The organism is Pseudomonas sp. nanlin1, assembly GCF_045571515.1.
Classification (GTDB): Bacteria; Pseudomonadota; Gammaproteobacteria; order Pseudomonadales; family Pseudomonadaceae; genus Aquipseudomonas.
This window is the reverse complement of record NZ_CP124218.1, coordinates 4,618,405-4,635,889: the sequence shown is the minus strand read 5'-3', so window position 1 is coordinate 4,635,889 and position 17,485 is coordinate 4,618,405. Positions and strand designations below refer to the sequence as shown.

Sequence of the window (17,485 nt, the reverse complement as noted above, 5' to 3'; positions counted from 1 at the left end):
CTCCCTAATTGATAGCGGCGATTATAGGGCAGGCGGCTAGCGCGCGCGAAGCCCCGGCGGTGACACTTCGCCAAGCGGTAATGTTCAGGTATTTGCCTGCAGTACTGAGCTTTTTTGCTTTTTTGTGGTCTATGCCTCAACAGTAGAATGTGGCCACAATGGGCGCTGGTGTAAGAGAAAGCTTCTGCAACATAATGGCTGCCATGTATTTGGCGTCATCGGGTTGGCGCCGGCTTCTTTCCATTCACGGCTTTCATGTATCAGGGGATAGCAATGACGTACGACGGGAAAGTGGTGCCTTTAAAGCAAGTGGCTGCCGAAAATGGCAGCCAGGCGCCGCTTGCTCGCCTGCCCGTGGTTCTCCTGCAGGTACGTGACAAAGCCGCCCAGCGCTTGCGCCAAGGTTTGCAGGCGCTGTTCGACAACGCCGATGACACACTCTTCGAGATGGCCGACCGGGCGCAAAACAACGTCGACCAGAACACCTTTTTCGAAGCCATGCGCGACCTGCGGTTAAAGCGTAAAAGCATTGAGCGTGGCTTTCTCGAAAAATTCAACGAAGCGTTCGTGCGCATTGGTCAGTACGAAGTGAGCGAGCCCAGCGTGGCCCATGCGGTCAATTACGACAAGCTGGCGCTGGTGCCCAACGATGAGTTGGAGCGCACCGTAGCGCTGGACGCCATGGTCTCCAAGGTGTTGAGCCGCGATGGCTTTGCCTTGGGGCAATTGACCACGCGCTTTAATGTGCTGGTCACCAAGCGCCTGGAAGACTCCACTAACCCGTTGGGGCCAGCGTTGCTGTGCGACTACTTTTTGTTGGCGGGGCGCAGCCTTGGGGTGGAGATCAAGGTCAAGCTGATCGTCCTCAAATTGTTCGAGAAGTACGTCCTCAGTGAAACCGACGAGCTGTACAGCGATGCCAACCGCTTGCTCATTGCGGCGAACATCCTTCCTGAATTGAAAATGGCGCCGACGCGCCGCGCCGCCGACCGCGCCACTGATCGGCCGCGTTCCACGCAGCCGATGACCCCCAGCGAAATCGCCCATAAAGCGGCGCAGATCGATGAGAGCGTCAAAGAAGTCTTTGCCTCCCTGCAAGACCTGTTGCACGACATGCGCGGCAGCGTGGCGCCCAAGCTAGACGTGGGCCGCGAAGCGCAGCCGATTTCTACCAGCGACTTGATGCGTTTGTTGTCGCACCTGCAGCAGTACGTGCCGAGCGCCAAGCAAGAGCGTGAGGCATTCGACCTGCGCCAGCAGCTGGAGCAACTGCTCACGCGCGTCAGTGTGAAAAGCGGGAAGTTCCGGGTGGTTGGTGTGGTCGATGAAGACGTCATCAATCTGGTGGCGATGCTCTTTGAATTCATTCTCGATGACCGCAACTTGCCGGATTCGCTCAAAGCCCTGATTGGCCGCCTGCAAATCCCCATGATCAAAGTGGCGGTGTTGGACAAAAGCTTTTTCAGCCGTGGCAGCCACCCCGCCCGGCGCCTGCTGAACGAAATTGCCTCGGCGGCGATGGGCTGGGGCAACCGCGACGATTATCAGCGCGATGCCTTGTACCTGCGCATCGAGCAGATCGTGCAGCGCTTGCTTAACGACTATGTCGACGATTCGGCGCTGTTCTCCGAACTATTGGTGGACTTCCTCGCCTACACCAGTGATGAGCGCCGCCGTAGCGAACTGCTCGAGCAGCGCACCCGCGATGCCGAAGAGGGTCGGGCCCGCTCGCAGTTGGCGCGCCTGAAAGTGCAGGAAGAGCTCAACCTGCGCCTGATGGGCCGCAGCTTGCCCCACGTGGTGGTGCGCCTGCTGCGTGAGGCCTGGAGCAAGGTCTTGCTGTTGGTCTGCCTCAAGCACGGTGCGCAATCCCAGGAGTGGCAGGCCAGCCTGGAAACCATGGACGAGTTGATCTGGAGCGTCGAGCCCCATGATGACCCCCAGGAGCGTATGCGCTTGCTGGAGTTGGTACCGGGGTTGCTCAAGTCCCTGCGCGACGGCTTGACCAGTTCGGCGTTCGACCCGTTCGCCACCAGCGAATTCTTCAGCCAGCTGGAAATCCTGCATTTGCAGGCATTCCAGCGCGGCGCCGAAGAGACCGGTGCGGAAAATCCCCAGCAGGATGATTTGTCCTACGAACTGGTGGAAGAAATCGTACTGGCCATGCCAGGCGAGACCGCCAGTGCCGAGGCCCAGGTACGCCTGCCAGACGACGATATTGGCTTGCAACAGGTGGATCGTCTGCGCGTCGGCAGTTGGGTCGAGGTGCAGGAAGATGCCGAGAACAAGCTGCGCTGCAAACTGACGGCGATCATCGAGCCGTCGGGCAAGTATATTTTCGTCAATCGCACCGGCATGAAGGTGCTGGAAAAAACCCGCATGGGCCTGGCCGTGGAGTTTCGTCGGGGGGCTGTACGGGTTCTGGATGACACCTTGCTGTTCGACCGGGCGCTGGATTCGGTGGTCAATAACCTGCGCAAGCACAACGCCAAGTAAACAAGCATTAACCAGACAGGGCTGCCCAGCGGGCCGCCCGCGCGGCATACTGGGCCATCGTTTTCAGGCCACAGGATCCTCCCATGCAGCTGGACCCCGCCACTGGCTGGTGCCACGACGTCCCGCACTGCCCATCGCCCAACTTCAATGAGCGCCCCTGTGGCGAAATCTCGTTGCTGGTGATCCATTACATCAGCCTGCCGCCGGCGCAATTTGCCACCGGCCAGGTTCATGCTTTTTTTCAGAACCAGTTGGACCCTACCCAGCACCCTTATTTCGAAGGGATTGCGGCAATGCGCGTGTCTGCGCATTTTTTGATCGAGCGCGATGGTACGCTTACCCAGTTCGTGTCCTGCCAAGACCGCGCCTGGCACGCCGGTGTCTCCAGTTTTCAAGGGCGCGAGGCTTGTAACGACTTTGCCATCGGCATCGAGTTGGAAGGCACCGGCGAGCAACCGTTCGAAGATGCGCAGTACCTGGCATTGGCGGACCTGACCCGGCAGTTGCAGGCCGCGTATCCGGCGATCACGGCTGAGCGTATTTGTGGCCACAGTGATATCGCCCCAGGTCGCAAGTTCGACCCGGGGCCTTGTTTTGATTGGCCGCGTTACCGGGCCCTGCTGGCGGGTGAACCCGCTGACCATGTTAAGCAGAGAGGCGCACCATGAGTTTTCTGGTACTGATGTTGGTGTTGTGGGTGGAGAAGTTTTCCGCGCTGCGCCAACGTGTCCAGCGTGACGGTTTTTTCCTCGGCCAACTGCAGCGCCTGCAACGCCAGCGCAAATGGGCGGACTCACCGTGGGCGATCTTGCTGCTCATCGTGGTGCTACCCGCTGTGCTGCTGGCCCTGCTGCTGATGATCTTGCAGCCCGTCGCCTATGGCCTGCTCGCTCTGCCGGTGCACCTCTGGGTGGTGATCTACAGCCTGGGCCGCGGCGATTTACAGGGCAGCCTGGGGCCGTTTCGTGATGCCTGGCGCCGCGAAGACAGCGAGGGCGCCCTGCTAGTGGCCCGGCGTGACCTGGCCCTCGACGCGCAAACCCCGGCTGAATTGCTAGGGCAGGTGCAACGGCATCTGCTGTGGCAAGCGTTTCAGAGTTTTTTCGTGGTGATCTTCTGGTACTTCCTGCTGGGGCCGGTGGCGGCGCTGGTGTACCGCCTGCTGGCACTGGTGGCCGAGCATTCGGCCAACCCCGCCCTGGCCGAGCAGGCCAGCCAGATGCGTCACGCATTCGATTGGCTGCCCGTGCGCATACTGGCGGCCAGCTTCGCCCTGGTGGGCAATTTCGTCGCTGTAAGCCGCATCATGCTCAACGAGTTGTTGAGTTGGGAGATTAGCGCGGCCACCCTGATCGACCGCGTCGGGCGCGTGGCGGCTGACACCGGGCCGGCCATGGCAGGGCCAGAGGGCGTCGCTAGCCTGGATCACCTGTGGGAGTTGCTGCTGCGTGCAGCGGTGCTCTGGTATGCCGCGTTCGCCTTGTGGACGTTACTCTTCTAACGGGGCCCAGCCAAACAGCTCCAGGCTATTGCGGTAGCTGGCGGCGGCGAGGGTGGGGGTGTCGACCCCCATCACCAGGGCCAGCTCGTCGGCGATGGCGGGCAGGTGTTCGGGGCTATTGCGAATGCCCGGGAACATCGCCGGGGCCATGTCAGGCGCATCCGTTTCCAATACCACCCCCTCCAGCGGTAGCTGCGCCAGCACTCGGCGCAGTTTCAACGCCTGCGGCCAGGTCGCGGCGCCGCCCAACCCCAGTTTGAAGCCCAGTTTCAAATATTCCTTAGCCTCCTCATAGCTGCCCGCGAACGCGTGGATGACCCCGGCGCGGGGCAAGCGATAGCGCTTGAGGCTGGCGATCACCTGGGCGTGGCTGCGGCGTACATGCAGCAAGGCGGGCAAGTTGAAGTCGGCGGCGATTTGTAATTGGGCCTCGAACCAGTGTTGCTGACGTTCGCGGTCCAGGCTGGGGATGTAGTAGTCCAGGCCGAACTCGCCCACGGCGCACAGCTGCGCATGCCCGTGCAGGCGCTGCAGCCACTCCCTTAGCTGCGCCAAGTGTTCAGGCTGGTGTTGCTCAAGGTACACCGGGTGCAGGCCTAGAGCGGCATACAGGCCTGGCGTTTGGCACACCAGGTCCCAAGTGCGCTGCCAATTGGCCTGGTGGACGCCCAGCACCACCACGCGCTCGACCCCCTGGGCGCGGGCATTGGCCAATACGGCTGAACGGTCCGCCGCGAACTCTGGGAAGTCCAGGTGCGTGTGGGTGTCGACCAGGCGAAGGTTCATTGGTCGAACAGGCGCTGCTTGAAGGTCCGGGCAAAGGCTTGGACGCCGGGTGCGTATTGCTTGCGTTCGATGGCGTCCAATGCCAGTTGCAGGGCCTGGCTGGCGATCAGGTCGTGCTGCTGCGCCATGGCATTGACGGGCAGCGGCAGGAAGTCGAGCAGTTGCGTATCGCCAAAGGTACCCAGGCGCAACGAGCGCGACGCTTGGGGGCGCTCTTGCAGCAGGTCGAATACACCTTGCAGCAGTACGTAGGAAGTGGTCAGCAAAGCCTCGGGCAGTTCGCCCAGGGTGTCGAGCAAGCGGGCCATGGACTGGCGCCCACACTCACGGCTGAAGGCCTCACTTTGCTCGATCAGCACCTGGCCGTTGAAGCCGGCCAGTGCCTTTTGGAAACCGCCAGCGCGGGCCTGGCTGATGCTCAGCTCCGCGCGAGCGCCGATCAGGGCGATATTGCGCAGGCCGGGGCTGACCAAGCTGTGGGTCAGTTGCTCGGCTGCATGGTGGTCATCGCTGACCACCGAGCAGAAGTGGCGCGGGTCCATTAGCCGGTCGATAGCGATGACCGGAGTGCCTTTTTCCTGCAAATCAAGGTAGCTGGTGTCATCGGCCGGCAAACAACTGGCAACGAACAAGGCATCGCAACGGCGGGCGCGGAACAGCTGCTGCAGTTGCCGTTCACTGTCGGGCTCGTCGTCCGAGCTGGCGATCAGCAATTGGTAGCCGCTGGCTCGTGCGCGCTGCTCCAACAGCTTGGCCAGGCGCGCGTAACTGGGGTTGTCCAGGTCGGGCAGGATAAAACCCAGCGTGCGCGTATGCCGGCTGCGCAGGCCGGCGGCTTGTGGGTTAGGGGTAAAGCCATGCTGCTCGACCACCGCCTGTACCCGTTCCACGGTAGTCTGGCTAATACGTTGTTGTTGCGCTTTGCCATTGATGACGTAGCTGGCCGTGGTCACGGACACTCCCGCCAGGCGGGCGATATCGCTTAGTTTCAACCGAGTATTCCTTAATGTCGGGTGGTGCTGCAGGCTGTTTTCCCCGCCTGGCCACGCAGTATCCGTGGAAAATTGCCGCCGCAAAGGCGACAGGTTGGGCTTCAATGATCAGGGATAATCGAGTAACGTGCCTGTCATTCTAGATTAAACGATTCAGCTTGAGGTTTTTCTGCCGTAAAACCCGGTTTTTCGTGGTCAGAGGCTGACCCGAAACACCAGCTGAGGGCGCAATACAGCATAGAGCCTGCTTTTCATGCGATACAGGCTCTATGCTGAACCTTCACAACAATACCTCAGCGGCTACCTGGCCGCTGTCAAAAGGAGTCAGGCATGCTTGAGCTCACTATAGAGCAGATATCCATGGGCCAGACGGCCGAGAGTAAATCTGCCGCCCTGCAGTTGCTCGCAGACAACCTGCAAGCCGATGGCCTGGTGGCCGACGGATACCTCGCAGGTTTGCAAGCGCGTGAAGCTCAAGGCTCGACTTTTCTCGGCCAAGGCATCGCGATCCCCCACGGAACCCCGCAAACCCGCGACCTGGTGCACGCCACGGGCGTGCGTCTGTTGCAGTTTCCCGAGGGCGTGGATTGGGGCGATGGCCAGATCATCTACCTGGCCATTGGTATCGCCGCTAAATCCGACGAGCACTTGCGCCTGCTGCAACTGCTCACCCGCGCCCTCGGCGAGACCGACCTGGGCGAAGCGCTGCGCCGTGCCAGCAGCCCGGAAGCCTTGCTGAAGCTGCTGCAGGGCGCGCCACAAGAGCTCGCCCTGGATGCCCAGATGATCGGGCTCGCGGTCGCCGCTGAAGACTTCGAAGAGCTGGTATGGCGCGGCGCTCGCTTGTTGCGCCAGGCTGATTGCGTGAGCAACGGTTTCGCCGCCATCTTGCAACAGGTTGAAGCGCTGCCACTGGGCGATGGCCTGTGGTGGCTGCACAGTGAGCAGACGGTCAAGCGTCCTGGCCTGGCCTTCGTCACCCCAGACAAACCCTTGCGCTACCTTGGCCAGCCGCTCACTGGGCTGTTCTGCCTGGCCAGCCTCGGTGAGGCTCACCAGGCCCTGCTGGAGCGCCTGTGTGCGCTGTTGATTGAAGGTCGCGGCCAGGAATTGGGCCGCGCCACCAGCACTCGAGCCGTGCTTGAAGCCCTGGGGGGCGAAGTGCCGGCCGACTGGCCCAGCGCGCGCATCACCCTGGCCAACGCCCATGGCTTGCACGCGCGGCCGGCGAAAATCCTTGCCCAGTTAGCCAAAGGCTACGAGGGCGAGGTGCGCCTGCGCGTGGTCGACAGCGACGAGCTGCCGGTCTCGGCCAAAAGCCTCAGCAAGCTGCTGAGCCTGGGCGTGCGCCGCGGCCAAGTGCTGGAACTGATCGCCGAGCCGAGCATTGCCGAACAAGCCCTGCCAGCGCTGTTGGCGGCCATCGAGCAGGGCCTCGGGGAAGAGGTCGAAGCGCTGCCCAAAGAAGCCCCTGCAGCCCCACCCGTGGCCACCGCCACGGCCAAGCCTGCCGCCAGCCAGCCGGCACCGGCGGTGGCACCCTTGCCGGGTAGCGAAGTGCAGGGCGTACCGGCCGCGCCTGGGATCGCCATTGGCCCTGCCCATATTCAGGTGCTGCACGATTTCGACTACCCGCTGCGCGGTGAATCCCAGGCCCAAGAACGCCAACGCTTAGACGCCGCCTTGGCTGCGGTACGCGAAGACATCGAAGGCTTGATCCAGCGCAGCCCGGCCAAGGCCATTCGCGAGATCTTCGTAACCCACCAGGAAATGCTCGAAGACCCAGCCTTGACCGATGACGTCCAGGCCCGGCTCAAGCAGGGTGAAAGCGCCGAGGCCGCCTGGATGTCGGTGATCGAAGCCGCCGCGGCGCAGCAGGCCTCGCTCAAGGATGCGCTGCTGGCCGAACGCGCCGCCGATTTGCGTGACATCGGCCGTCGCGTACTCGCCCACCTGTGTGGGGTTGAGACGGCGCAAGAGCCGAGCGAACCCTACATTCTGGTGATGGACGAAGTCGGCCCGTCCGACGTCGCCCGGCTCGACCCGGCGCGCGTCGCCGGCATTCTCACTGCCCGTGGCGGCGCGACCGCCCATAGCGCCATTGTCGCCCGCGCCCTGGGCATTCCCGCGATCGTCGGGGCCGGCGCCGCCGTGCTGTTGCTCGAAGCCGGCACACCGTTGCTGCTCGATGGCCAACGTGGACGCCTGATTGTCGCCCCAGCGGCCGACGCCCTGGAACGCGCGATTGCTGAGCGCGATCAGCGTGAGCAGCGCCTGCAAGCCGCTGCCGCGCGTCGTATGGAGACCGCCGTGACCCGTGATGGCCATGCCGTGGAGGTGTTCGCCAACATTGGCGAAAGCGCCGGTGTAGCTGCGGCGGTGGAGCAGGGTGCGGAGGGCGTTGGCCTGTTGCGCACCGAGCTGATCTTTATGGCCCATTCCCAGGCGCCGGACGAAGCCGTCCAGGAAGCCGAGTACCGGCGTGTCCTCGACGGCCTGGCGGGGCGGCCCCTGGTGGTGCGCACCCTGGACGTAGGCGGGGACAAACCGCTGCCTTACTGGCCGATCGCCAAGGAAGAAAACCCCTTCCTCGGCGTGCGCGGCATTCGCCTGACCCTGCAACGGCCAGACGTCATGGAAGGCCAGTTGCGCGCCCTGTTGCGCGCCGCTGACCAGCGCCCGCTGCGCATTATGTTCCCCATGGTCGGCAGCGTCGAAGAATGGCGCCAGGCCCGCGATATGACAGAGCGCCTGCGCCTGGAAATTCCAGTGGCCGACCTGCAACTGGGCATCATGATCGAGGTGCCCTCGGCCGCGTTGTTGGCGCCAGTGCTGGCCAAGGAAGTGGACTTCTTCAGCGTCGGCACCAACGACCTGACCCAGTACACCCTGGCCATCGACCGCGGCCACCCGACCTTGTCGGCCCAGGCCGATGGCTTGCACCCGGCGGTGCTGCAACTGATCGACATCACCGTGCGGGCGGCCCATGCCCACGGCAAGTGGGTGGGTATCTGCGGTGAATTGGCCGCCGACCCAGCCGCCGTACCGCTGCTGGTCGGGCTGGGCGTAGATGAACTGAGTGTCTCGGCGCGCAGCATTGCCGAGGTCAAGGCTGGGGTGCGTGAACTGACCCTCAGCGATGCACAACGCCTGGCGCAACGTGCGCTGGAGCTGGGTTCCGCGACACAAGTGCGGGCCTTGGTGGAGAACCTCTGATGGCTAGAATTCTAACCCTCACCCTGAACCCGGCGCTCGACCTCACGGTTGAAACGCACGCGTTGCACCTGGGTGAAGTCAACCGCAGTGAAGCCATGCACAGCCATGCGGCGGGCAAAGGCCTGAACGTAGCGCAGGTGCTGGCCGATCTGGGGCACAGCCTGACGGTCAGCGGCTTCCTCGGCGAAGACAACCTGCAGCCGTTCGAAGCCTTGTTCGCCGCCCGCCAGTTCGATGACCAGTTCATTCGCGTCGCCGGGGAAACCCGCAGCAATATCAAGCTGGCCGAGCGCGGCGGGCGGGTCACGGACATCAACGGCCCGGGCACCTACGTCGACGCAGCGGCCCAGGAAGCCTTGCTGGCGCGCCTGGAGCGCATCGCCCCTGGCCACGATGCGGTGGTGGTGGCCGGCAGCCTGCCGCGCGGCGTCAACGCCCAATGGTTGCAAGCACTGCTCGAGCGCCTGTTCGAGCTGGGCCTGAAAGTCGCCCTGGACACCAGCGGCGCCGCCCTGCGCTCCGGCTTGGCGACCCGTCCATGGTTGGTCAAGCCCAACACCGAGGAACTCGGTGAAGTGCTGGAAATCCCCCTCGACACCCCTGAGCAGCAAGTGGCGGTGGCCAAGCGGCTGCACGCCCAGGGTATCGAGAACGTGGTGATCTCCCAGGGCGCCCAGGGGGTCAGCTGGTTCTTTGGTGGCAACGGTTTGCACGCCATGCCGCCCACGGTCGACGTGGCCAGCACCGTAGGGGCCGGGGATTCCCTGCTGGCCGGGATGGTGCATGGCCTGCTCAGTGGGCATGCGCCCGAGCAGAGCTTGCGCACGGCTACGGCGATTGCCGCCATGGCGGTTACCCAGATCGGTTTCGGCATCAATGACGCAGACGCGCTGCAGCGCTTGGAAAGTGGCGTGAGTGTTCGCGCGCTGACAGAACAATAAGAGGGTAGGACATGAAATTAGCCATTGTCACAGCCTGCCCCAACGGGCGGGTTTCCAGCGTGTTGAGCGCACGCTTGCTGGACGCCGCGGCGCAGCGCCAGGGCTGGAGCACCAGCGTTGAAGTGCACGACCCGCAGCATCCGGAAAAACGCCTTAGCGGCGCTGAAATCGCCGACGCCGATTGGGTGTTGGTGGTCAACACCGGGGCCTTGGACCTTAGCCGTTTTGTCGGCAAGCGGGTCTTCCAAAGCACCCCGGCCCACGCCCTGCAGGACGTCGATGGGTTTCTCGCCCAGGCCGCCCAGGACGCCCGCGAATACACTGCCACCCCTACGGCTACCGCAGCCAAGCTAGACACCGGCGCCAGCGACCGTGCGCCGCGCCTGGTCGCGATCACCGCTTGCCCGACCGGGGTGGCGCACACCTTTATGGCGGCCGAGGCTTTGCAGCAGGCAGCCAAGCAATTGGGCTACGAGCTGCAGGTCGAGACCCAGGGCTCGGTCGGCGCGCGTGACCCGCTGTCGGCCGAAGCTATCGATGCCGCCGACGTGGTGCTGTTGGCCGCCGATATCGAAGTGGCCACTGAGCGCTTCGCCGGTAAACGCATCTACCGCTGTGGCACCGGGATCGCCCTCAAGCAAGCCCAGGCCACCCTGAAAAAGGCCCTGGCCGAAGGCAAACCGGAGTCTTCCGGCTCCACCGCCGGGGCGCCAGCCAAGCAGGAAAAGACCGGGGTCTACAAGCATTTGCTGACCGGTGTGTCGTTCATGTTGCCGATGGTGGTAGCGGGCGGTTTGTTGATCGCTTTGTCATTCGTGTTCGGTATCGAGGCCTTTAAAGAGCCGGGCACCTTGCCGGCTGCGCTGATGCAGATCGGCGGTGAGACCGCTTTTAAACTGATGGTGCCGTTGCTGGCCGGTTACATCGCTTACTCCATCGCCGACCGCCCGGGGCTGGCCCCCGGCATGATCGGCGGGCTGCTGGCGAGCACCATGGGCGCCGGCTTTATCGGCGGCATCATTGCCGGTTTCCTGGCTGGCTACAGCGCCAAGCTGATCAACCGTTATGCGCGTTTACCGGCGAGCCTGGAAGCCCTCAAACCGATCCTGATCATCCCGCTACTGGCCAGCCTGTTCACCGGCCTGGTGATGATCTACGTGGTCGGTACGCCGGTGCGGGGCATGCTCGAAGGGCTGACCCATTTCCTCGACAGCATGGGCACCACCAACGCGATTCTGCTTGGTGTGTTGCTCGGCGGAATGATGTGCGTTGACCTCGGTGGCCCCATCAACAAAGCGGCCTACGCCTTTTCGGTTGGCCTGCTGGCCTCGCAAAGCTACGCGCCCATGGCGGCGACGATGGCTGCGGGCATGGTTCCGCCGATTGGCCTGGGCATCGCGACGTTGCTGGCGCGGCGCAAGTTCGCCCAAAGCGAGCGCGAAGCGGGCAAGGCCGCGATGGTCCTGGGGTTGTGCTTCATCTCCGAAGGGGCCATTCCGTTTGCTGCCAAGGACCCGCTGCGGGTGATCCCGGCCAGCATCGCCGGCGGTGCGCTGACCGGCGCGTTGTCGATGTACTTCGGCTGCAAGCTGATGGCCCCCCACGGTGGCTTGTTCGTGCTGCTGATCCCCAATGCAATCAACCACGCGTTGCTCTACCTGTTGGCCATTGTCGCGGGCAGTGCGGTGACGGCTGTGTTGTACGCCGTGCTCAAGCGTCCGGAAGCGGTCGACCTGGCGGTTGAACCCGCCAAGGCCTGATCGCACTGCCCAGGGCCTGGGGCGCACCGTGTAACCGCGGTGTGCCCCAGGCTTTTTTTGTCATATCGGCGTCATGCCCTTGGGGTTACATGTCTTCTCCGTTGACTGAAGGAAGAGCCCCGATGCCCCCATTCGACCTCCACCGCCGCCGTATTCTGCAAGTGGCCGGCGCCGGCATGCTGTTACCGGGCCTGGCCCCGGCTGTGATCGCCGCCAGCAAAGATCGCCCGGTCATCACCGGCGGGGTGCAGTCCGGGGATGTGCTCGACGGCCGCGCCATACTGTGGAGCCGTTGCGACCGCCCGGCCAAGATGGTGGTGGAGTGGGACACCCGCAGCGTGTTCAGCCAGCCGCGCAAGCTGGTCTCGCCCGTAGCCGACACCCGCAGTGACTTCACCGCGCGGGTTGACCTGCAGGGGTTGCCCGCTGGCCAGACGATTTTCTACCGCGTGCGCTTTGAGGACGCCAGCACCGGGGTCGCCAGCGAGCCGTGGTTCGGGCACCTGCGCACGGTGCCCGAGGGCCGCCGCAACATCCGCTTCGTATGGAGTGGCGATACGGTAGGGCAGGGCTTCGGCATCAACCCGGATATCGGCGGCATGCGTATCTACGAAGCCATGCGCCTGCGCTTGCCGGACTTTTTTATCCACAGTGGCGACACCATCTATGCCGACGGGCCGATCGTCGACAAAGTGACCGTGGAAAACGGCCAGGTGTGGCGCAACATCACCACCCCGGCCAAGAGCAAAGTGGCCGAGACCCTGGACGAGTACCGGGGTAACTACCGCTACAACCTGCTGGACGAAAACGTACGCCGCTTTAACGCCGAGGTGCCGCAGATCTGGCAATGGGATGACCATGAAGTGACCAACAACTGGTCCCCCACCAAGCAGCTCGACGATCGCTACACGGTCAAATCCATCGACCGACTGGCGGCTAACGCGCGGCAAGCCTGGCTGGAGTATGCGCCGATGCGCTTGCAACGCGCCGACAACGGCGGCCGGGTGTATCGCCGCATTGCCTATGGCCCGCTCCTGGATGTGTTCGTGCTGGACATGCGCAGCTATCGTGCGGGCAACGACGCCAACCTTGCCAGCGAACCCGGTGCCACCACCGCGTTTCTCGGCCGCGCCCAGTTGGACTGGCTCAAGGGCGAGCTGCAAGGCTCGAAGGCGCAATGGAAGGTTATTGCGGCGGACATGCCCATTGGCCTCTGCGTGCCGGATGGCGAAGTCGGCCCGGGGGTGCCTCGCTGGGAGGCGATTGCCAACGGCGACGATGGCGCGGCCAAAGGGCGCGAACTGGAGATCGCCGAGCTGCTGCATTTTGTCGATCAACAGCAGGTACGCAATACCGTATGGCTGACCGCGGATGTGCATTACTGCGCCGCTCACCACTACCACCCCGAACGCGCGGCCTTTCAGGACTTCCAGCCGTTCTGGGAATTCGTCGCCGGGCCGCTCAACGCCGGCAGTTTCGGGCCCAATGCCCTGGACAAGACCTTCGGCCCCGAAGTGGTCTTCCAAAAAGCCCCACCCGCGCAGAACACTTCGCCACTGGCCGGTTTTCAGTTTTTTGGCGAGGTGGAGATAGAAGGGCAGAGCGGCGAAATGACCGTCAGCCTGCGTGACCTAGACGGGGTGTCGGTGTTTCAGCAAAAATTGCAGCCGGTGTGAGAACCCAGCCGTAGGCGGGGCCCTGGCTTGTAGGAGGGGCCTTGGCCCCGAGAGGCCGCGCCAGCGGCCGGTGTGGCGGCCGGCGCCGCTTTAAGATCAAAAGATCGGGGGCGAGCCCCCTCCTACGGTATTTGCGCGGAACCCACCTCAATACACATCCCGCCGATACCGGCCCTGTTCCACCAGTTGCTCCACCGCATCAGGGCCCAGTACCTCGGCCAGCACCGCATCCACACCGCTGGCCATGCCCTGCAGGCTGCCGCACACGTAGATCACCGCGCCCTCGGCCACCCAAGTGCGCAGGGGCTCGGCCGCTTCGCGCAGGCGCTCTTGCACATAGACCCTGTTGGGCTGGTCGCGGGAAAACGCCAGGTCCAGCCGGGCCAGGTTGCCTTCGGCCAACCATTGCTCAAGCTCCTGCCCGCACAGGCTGTCGTGGGCCGCGTTGCGTTCGCCGAACAGCAACCAATTACGCTGATGACCCGCGGCAATACGTTGTTTGAGTAAGCTGCGCAGCCCCGCGATGCCTGTACCGTTACCCAGCAGAATCATCGGCACAGGGCCCGCAGGCCCATGAAAACTGCGGTTTTCCCGCAGCCGTGCTTTGATAGCGCCGCCCACTGGCGCCTGCGCCGTCAGCCAGCCGGACGCCCCACCCAGGCTGCCATCGGGGCGGCGGTGTTGGCGTACGATCAGTTGCAGCATGCCGTCGGCAGGGATCGAGGCGATCGAGTATTCCCGTGCCTCGCTATGGGCGGGCAACACGTCGAGCAGGTCACCGGCTTGCCACTGGCAGCCCACGGGCGGGCACAGGTCGATTCGGTAGACCGGGGCGCCGGCACTGCCGGGGTTGAGCAAGTGCCGGGCGTGTAAGGTCCAGTCAGCGAAGCCGGGCGCCTGCCAGACGTCCACCGGCGCCACTCCACCGAACCGGCTAAGGGTTTCTTGCCACGCGCTCAAGGCCTCTGGGTCGGCGCGGTCCACTTCAATGGGCGCGCCTGCGGCATGCGCACCCTGCTGTTCTAGCCATGCATGCAGGCGCTGGGCGAAGCCGCAGAAGTGCGGGTATTGGCGGTCGCCCAGGGCCAGTAGGGCGTAATCAAGGTGCTCCAGCGGGCAGCCGCTACCCATCACCTTACGCTCGAAGGCCCGGGCGCTATCGGGCGCCTGGCCGTCGCCAAACGTGCTCACCAGGAAAATCGCCCGGCGTGCCTGGCTAAGATCCCCCAGGCTTAGTTCACCCAACGGCCGCACATCGGCGCTCAGCCCGGCTTTTTGCAATTGCGCCGCCGTTTGCCAGGCCAGTTGCTCGGCGAAGCCGCTCTGGCTGGCGAAACCAATCAGCCAGTCACCACCGGCTGTGCCTTTTAGCGCAGCGCGGGCCAGGCGAACTTGCTGTTTTTTGCGCCGCCGGTCCAGGTACAGCAGCCAGCCGGTGACAAAAAACAGCGGCATGGTCAGGCTGGCAACGGTCATCAGTATTCGCCCCGGCAGGCCGAAATAGCTGCCCACGTGCAAGGCATAGACGCTTGCCAGCAACTGCGCGCCCAGGGGCTTGTCGGCGTAGCGTTGGTGGCGGCGAATGACACCCGTGGCCGGGTCCAGGTTGATCTGGTTGAGGGCGCGGTCGTGGGGTGAGTCTTGCAGCAGGTAGAGCACCCGTGCCGGCTCCCCAGGGTTCGGCGCCAGGCGCACGTTGAACGCGCTCAGGCCCGGCCCGGCGGCGCTCTGCACGCTGCGCCAGATGGCGTCGAAATCGGCTTGGGGCAGCACGGCACCCGCCTTGCCAACGGGGCGTGGCTGGCGTTTTTCCACAGTTGGGCTATCGGTTAGCCATCGGCTAAGCCCGTCGCGGTACCAGTCGTAGGACCAATACAGGCCGGTCAGGGCCGCCAACAGGTAGAACAGCAGGCACCAGGTGCCGAACACCGCGTGCAGGTCCCAGTTAAAGCTGCGGCCCTTGCGTGCCCAGTCGAGGGTCAGCCAGGCGCGCCACTTCAGCGGCTGGCGCGGCCAGCGCAGGTACAGCCCGGACAGGCAGAAAAAGATCAGCGCCAGGGTGCAGGCTCCCGTCACCTGGCGCCCGACTTCGCCTGCCGCGAGGAAGCGATGCAGGTCGAGCACGAAGTCGAACGCAGCTTCGGCGGCCACCGGCGCGTGGCGCTCGCCGGTGAACGGGTTGAAGTAGGCTTGCGTGCCGCGCCGCTCACCCGGCGGGGGCGCGAAGATGACCCGTGAGGCATAGCCGGTTTTAAGCTCCAGCCATAGCCCACTGACCTGCTCCCCCTGGCTGGCCTCCAGGCGCCGCACCAGTTCAGCGGGCGGCAGAATCGCCGTCGGCGGGGCTTCGACTGTCAGGGTTTGCGGAGCGATGGCGCGTAGGATTTCGTCTTCGAAAGACACCAGCGCGCCGGTGAGCCCCATCAGGGCGAGCACCAAGCCGGCGCTGATACCGAAGAACCAGTGCAATTGAAAGAGGGATTTCTTGAACACTGGCGTACCGTGCTGTTCATTCGGCGGAGGCGATGCGGCGTATTATGCCGTAACTTTTGCGAATGAGTCGCAGATACGTGAAGAACCGGGGCTGCGTTATGCAGCCCCCGGTATTGCAGCCATTACAGGTAGAACGACTTCAGCGGCGGGAAGCCATTGAACTCGATGGCGCTGTAGCTGGTGGTGTAAGCCCCGGTCGACAACCAGTACAGGCGGTCACCAATGGCCAGGTTCAGCGGCAAGCCGTACTTGTAGTTTTCGTACATGATGTCGGCGCTGTCGCAGGTAGGCCCGGCGATGACCACTTCTTCCACTTCGCCTTTTTTCTCGGTCCAGATAGGAAACTTGATCGCCTCGTCCATGGTTTCGATCAGGCCGGAGAATTTGCCCACATCGGTGTATACCCAACGCTCTACGGCGGTGCGCGACTTACGCGCGACCAAGACCACTTCGCTGACCAGAATACCGGCGTTGGCGATCAGCGAACGGCCCGGTTCGAGGATGATTTCTGGCAAGTCATCACCGAAATCTTCCTTGAGGAAACGGATGATTTCTTCGGCGTAGGTTTCCAGGCTGTTGGTGCGGGTGATGTAGTTGGCTGGGAAGCCACCGCCCATGTTGATCAGCTTGAGCACGATGCCGTCTTCTTCTTTAAGGCGTTCGAAGATGACCTTGACCTTGGCGATAGCGGCGTCCCACACGCTGATGTCGCGCTGCTGCGAACCCACGTGGAAGGAAATACCGTAGGGCACCAGGCCCAGGTCACGGGCAAGGATCAGCAGGTCCATGGCCATGTCGGTCTGGCAGCCGAATTTACGCGACAGCGGCCAGTCGGCGGTGGTCGAGCCTTCGGTCAGGATACGCACGTAAACTTTCGAGCCCGGAGCTGCCTTGGCGATATTGCGCAGGTCGGCTTCGGAGTCGGTGGCGTACAGGCGCACGCCTTTGTCGTAGAAGTAGCGGATGTCCTTCGATTTCTTGATGGTGTTGCCGTAGCTGATGCGCTCAGGGCCCACGCCTTGGTTCATCACCTTATCCAGCTCATAGATGGAGGCGATGTCGAAGTTCGAGCCTTTGTCGCGCAGCAGGTCAATGATTTCGACGGCCGGGTTGGCCTTGACGGCGTAGTACACCTGGGCGAATTCAAAACCGGCGCGCAGGTCGTCATAGGCCTTGCTGATCATCTGGGTGTCGATGACCACGAAGGGGGTTTCTTGCTTGTCGGCGAACGCCTTCATCTTTTGGAAGGTATCGCGTGCGAAATAGTCTTCGACCTGAATCGACATGCTAGGGACTCCTACTGGCAAACGTTGTAATCAATGGGTTCAAATGAACGCCCTCCGTATCCCCACTTTGGTTCGCCTACTTCCCAAGGCATGTCCGCCGAAAGCAAAAAGGCCAGTGGAAGGTGACTTCCCCATGGCCTTGCTGTCTCGTCGTCAGTACTTGAGCCGGATGGATCGTTTCCAGCATGGACGTTCGGCGCGAACTGTAGGGCGTGGGACGCTTCAGATCAACTAAAAAAGTCGTGTTTTTGCACGAGTTCGTCGTGGCCTGCAGCAGGCCCTCTTATTTAACCGACCTGTATGACAGGGTGATGTTCCCCTGATCGGTTTTTAGACGA

At 63.2% G+C, this 17,485-nt stretch carries 11 protein-coding genes; 7 read left to right on the top strand and 4 right to left on the bottom strand.

The features are described from left to right. Positions 1 to 273 precede the first annotated feature (273 nt). The 3 genes from QCL65_RS21375 to ampE all read left to right on the top strand — a co-directional run bounded on the left by QCL65_RS21375 (position 274) and on the right by ampE (position 3,997). On the top strand, positions 274 to 2,496 hold the full coding sequence (locus QCL65_RS21375; protein ID WP_407312349.1) for a DUF1631 domain-containing protein: 2,223 nt from the start codon (positions 274 to 276) through the stop codon (positions 2,494 to 2,496). A gap of 83 nt (positions 2,497 to 2,579) precedes the next feature. Next, entirely contained in the window at positions 2,580 to 3,164 is a 585-nt protein-coding gene (gene ampD, locus QCL65_RS21370; RefSeq protein ID WP_407312347.1) for a 1,6-anhydro-N-acetylmuramyl-L-alanine amidase AmpD, read from the top strand. Further along, positions 3,161 to 3,997: a regulatory signaling modulator protein AmpE gene (ampE, locus tag QCL65_RS21365; RefSeq protein ID WP_407312345.1), complete on the top strand. Its 837-nt coding sequence runs from the start codon at positions 3,161 to 3,163 to the stop codon at positions 3,995 to 3,997. Before ampD ends, ampE begins: the two co-directional genes overlap by 4 nt. Here ampE and QCL65_RS21360 read toward each other — a convergent pair. Continuing rightward, positions 3,986 to 4,783, bottom strand: a complete 798-nt coding sequence (locus QCL65_RS21360; RefSeq protein WP_407312343.1) for a TatD family hydrolase — start codon at positions 4,781 to 4,783, stop codon at positions 3,986 to 3,988. The genes ampE and QCL65_RS21360 overlap by 12 nt on opposite strands. Beyond that, positions 4,780 to 5,775 carry a catabolite repressor/activator gene (gene cra, locus QCL65_RS21355; RefSeq protein WP_407312341.1) on the bottom strand — a complete coding sequence of 332 codons (996 nt, stop codon included), beginning with the start codon at positions 5,773 to 5,775 and terminating at the stop codon, positions 4,780 to 4,782. The genes QCL65_RS21360 and cra overlap by 4 nt, the downstream gene beginning before the upstream one ends. Positions 5,776 to 6,105: 330 nt before the next feature. On the opposite strand from cra, the gene ptsP reads away from it, so the two are divergent. The 4 genes from ptsP (at position 6,106) to QCL65_RS21335 (ending at position 13,368) form a co-directional block, all read left to right on the top strand. Next, positions 6,106 to 8,991: a phosphoenolpyruvate--protein phosphotransferase gene (gene ptsP, locus QCL65_RS21350; protein WP_407312339.1), complete on the top strand. Its 2,886-nt coding sequence runs from the start codon at positions 6,106 to 6,108 to the stop codon at positions 8,989 to 8,991. Continuing rightward, entirely contained in the window at positions 8,991 to 9,932 is a 942-nt protein-coding gene (gene pfkB, locus QCL65_RS21345; RefSeq protein ID WP_407312337.1) for a 1-phosphofructokinase, read from the top strand. The genes ptsP and pfkB overlap by 1 nt, the downstream gene beginning before the upstream one ends. Positions 9,933 to 9,943: 11 nt before the next feature. Further along, positions 9,944 to 11,692, top strand: coding sequence for a PTS fructose-like transporter subunit IIB (locus QCL65_RS21340; RefSeq protein WP_407312335.1), 1,749 nt, complete (start codon positions 9,944 to 9,946; stop codon positions 11,690 to 11,692). A gap of 122 nt (positions 11,693 to 11,814) precedes the next feature. Continuing rightward, the gene (locus QCL65_RS21335) at positions 11,815 to 13,368 is read left to right on the top strand and encodes an alkaline phosphatase D family protein (RefSeq protein ID WP_407312333.1); all 1,554 of its coding nucleotides are present in this window, start codon (positions 11,815 to 11,817) and stop codon (positions 13,366 to 13,368) included. Between the two features lie 147 nt (positions 13,369 to 13,515). Here QCL65_RS21335 and QCL65_RS21330 read toward each other — a convergent pair whose 3' ends face one another. Together QCL65_RS21330 and QCL65_RS21325 are read right to left on the bottom strand one after the other, a co-directional pair. Continuing rightward, positions 13,516 to 15,861, bottom strand: coding sequence for a PepSY domain-containing protein (locus tag QCL65_RS21330; RefSeq protein WP_407312331.1), 2,346 nt, complete (start codon positions 15,859 to 15,861; stop codon positions 13,516 to 13,518). 122 nt (positions 15,862 to 15,983) lie between these two features. Beyond that, complete coding sequence (locus QCL65_RS21325; protein WP_407312329.1) at positions 15,984 to 17,147, bottom strand: type III PLP-dependent enzyme; 1,164 nt, start codon at positions 17,145 to 17,147, stop codon at positions 15,984 to 15,986. Positions 17,148 to 17,485: the final 338 nt, after the last annotated feature.

Bases quoted from the DNA above. Each gene is read 5' to 3' on its own strand.
- QCL65_RS21375 (WP_407312349.1), top strand. From the start codon at position 274: ATGACGTACGACGGGAAAGTGGTGCCTTTAAAGCAAGTGGCTGCCGAA.
- ampD (WP_407312347.1), top strand. From the start codon at position 2,580: ATGCAGCTGGACCCCGCCACTGGCTGGTGCCACGACGTCCCGCACTGC.
- ampE (WP_407312345.1), top strand. From the start codon at position 3,161: ATGAGTTTTCTGGTACTGATGTTGGTGTTGTGGGTGGAGAAGTTTTCC.
- QCL65_RS21360 (WP_407312343.1), bottom strand. From the start codon at position 4,783: ATGAACCTTCGCCTGGTCGACACCCACACGCACCTGGACTTCCCAGAG.
- ptsP (WP_407312339.1), top strand. From the start codon at position 6,106: ATGCTTGAGCTCACTATAGAGCAGATATCCATGGGCCAGACGGCCGAG.
- pfkB (WP_407312337.1), top strand. From the start codon at position 8,991: ATGGCTAGAATTCTAACCCTCACCCTGAACCCGGCGCTCGACCTCACG.
- QCL65_RS21340 (WP_407312335.1), top strand. From the start codon at position 9,944: ATGAAATTAGCCATTGTCACAGCCTGCCCCAACGGGCGGGTTTCCAGC.
- QCL65_RS21335 (WP_407312333.1), top strand. From the start codon at position 11,815: ATGCCCCCATTCGACCTCCACCGCCGCCGTATTCTGCAAGTGGCCGGC.
- QCL65_RS21325 (WP_407312329.1), bottom strand. From the start codon at position 17,147: ATGTCGATTCAGGTCGAAGACTATTTCGCACGCGATACCTTCCAAAAG.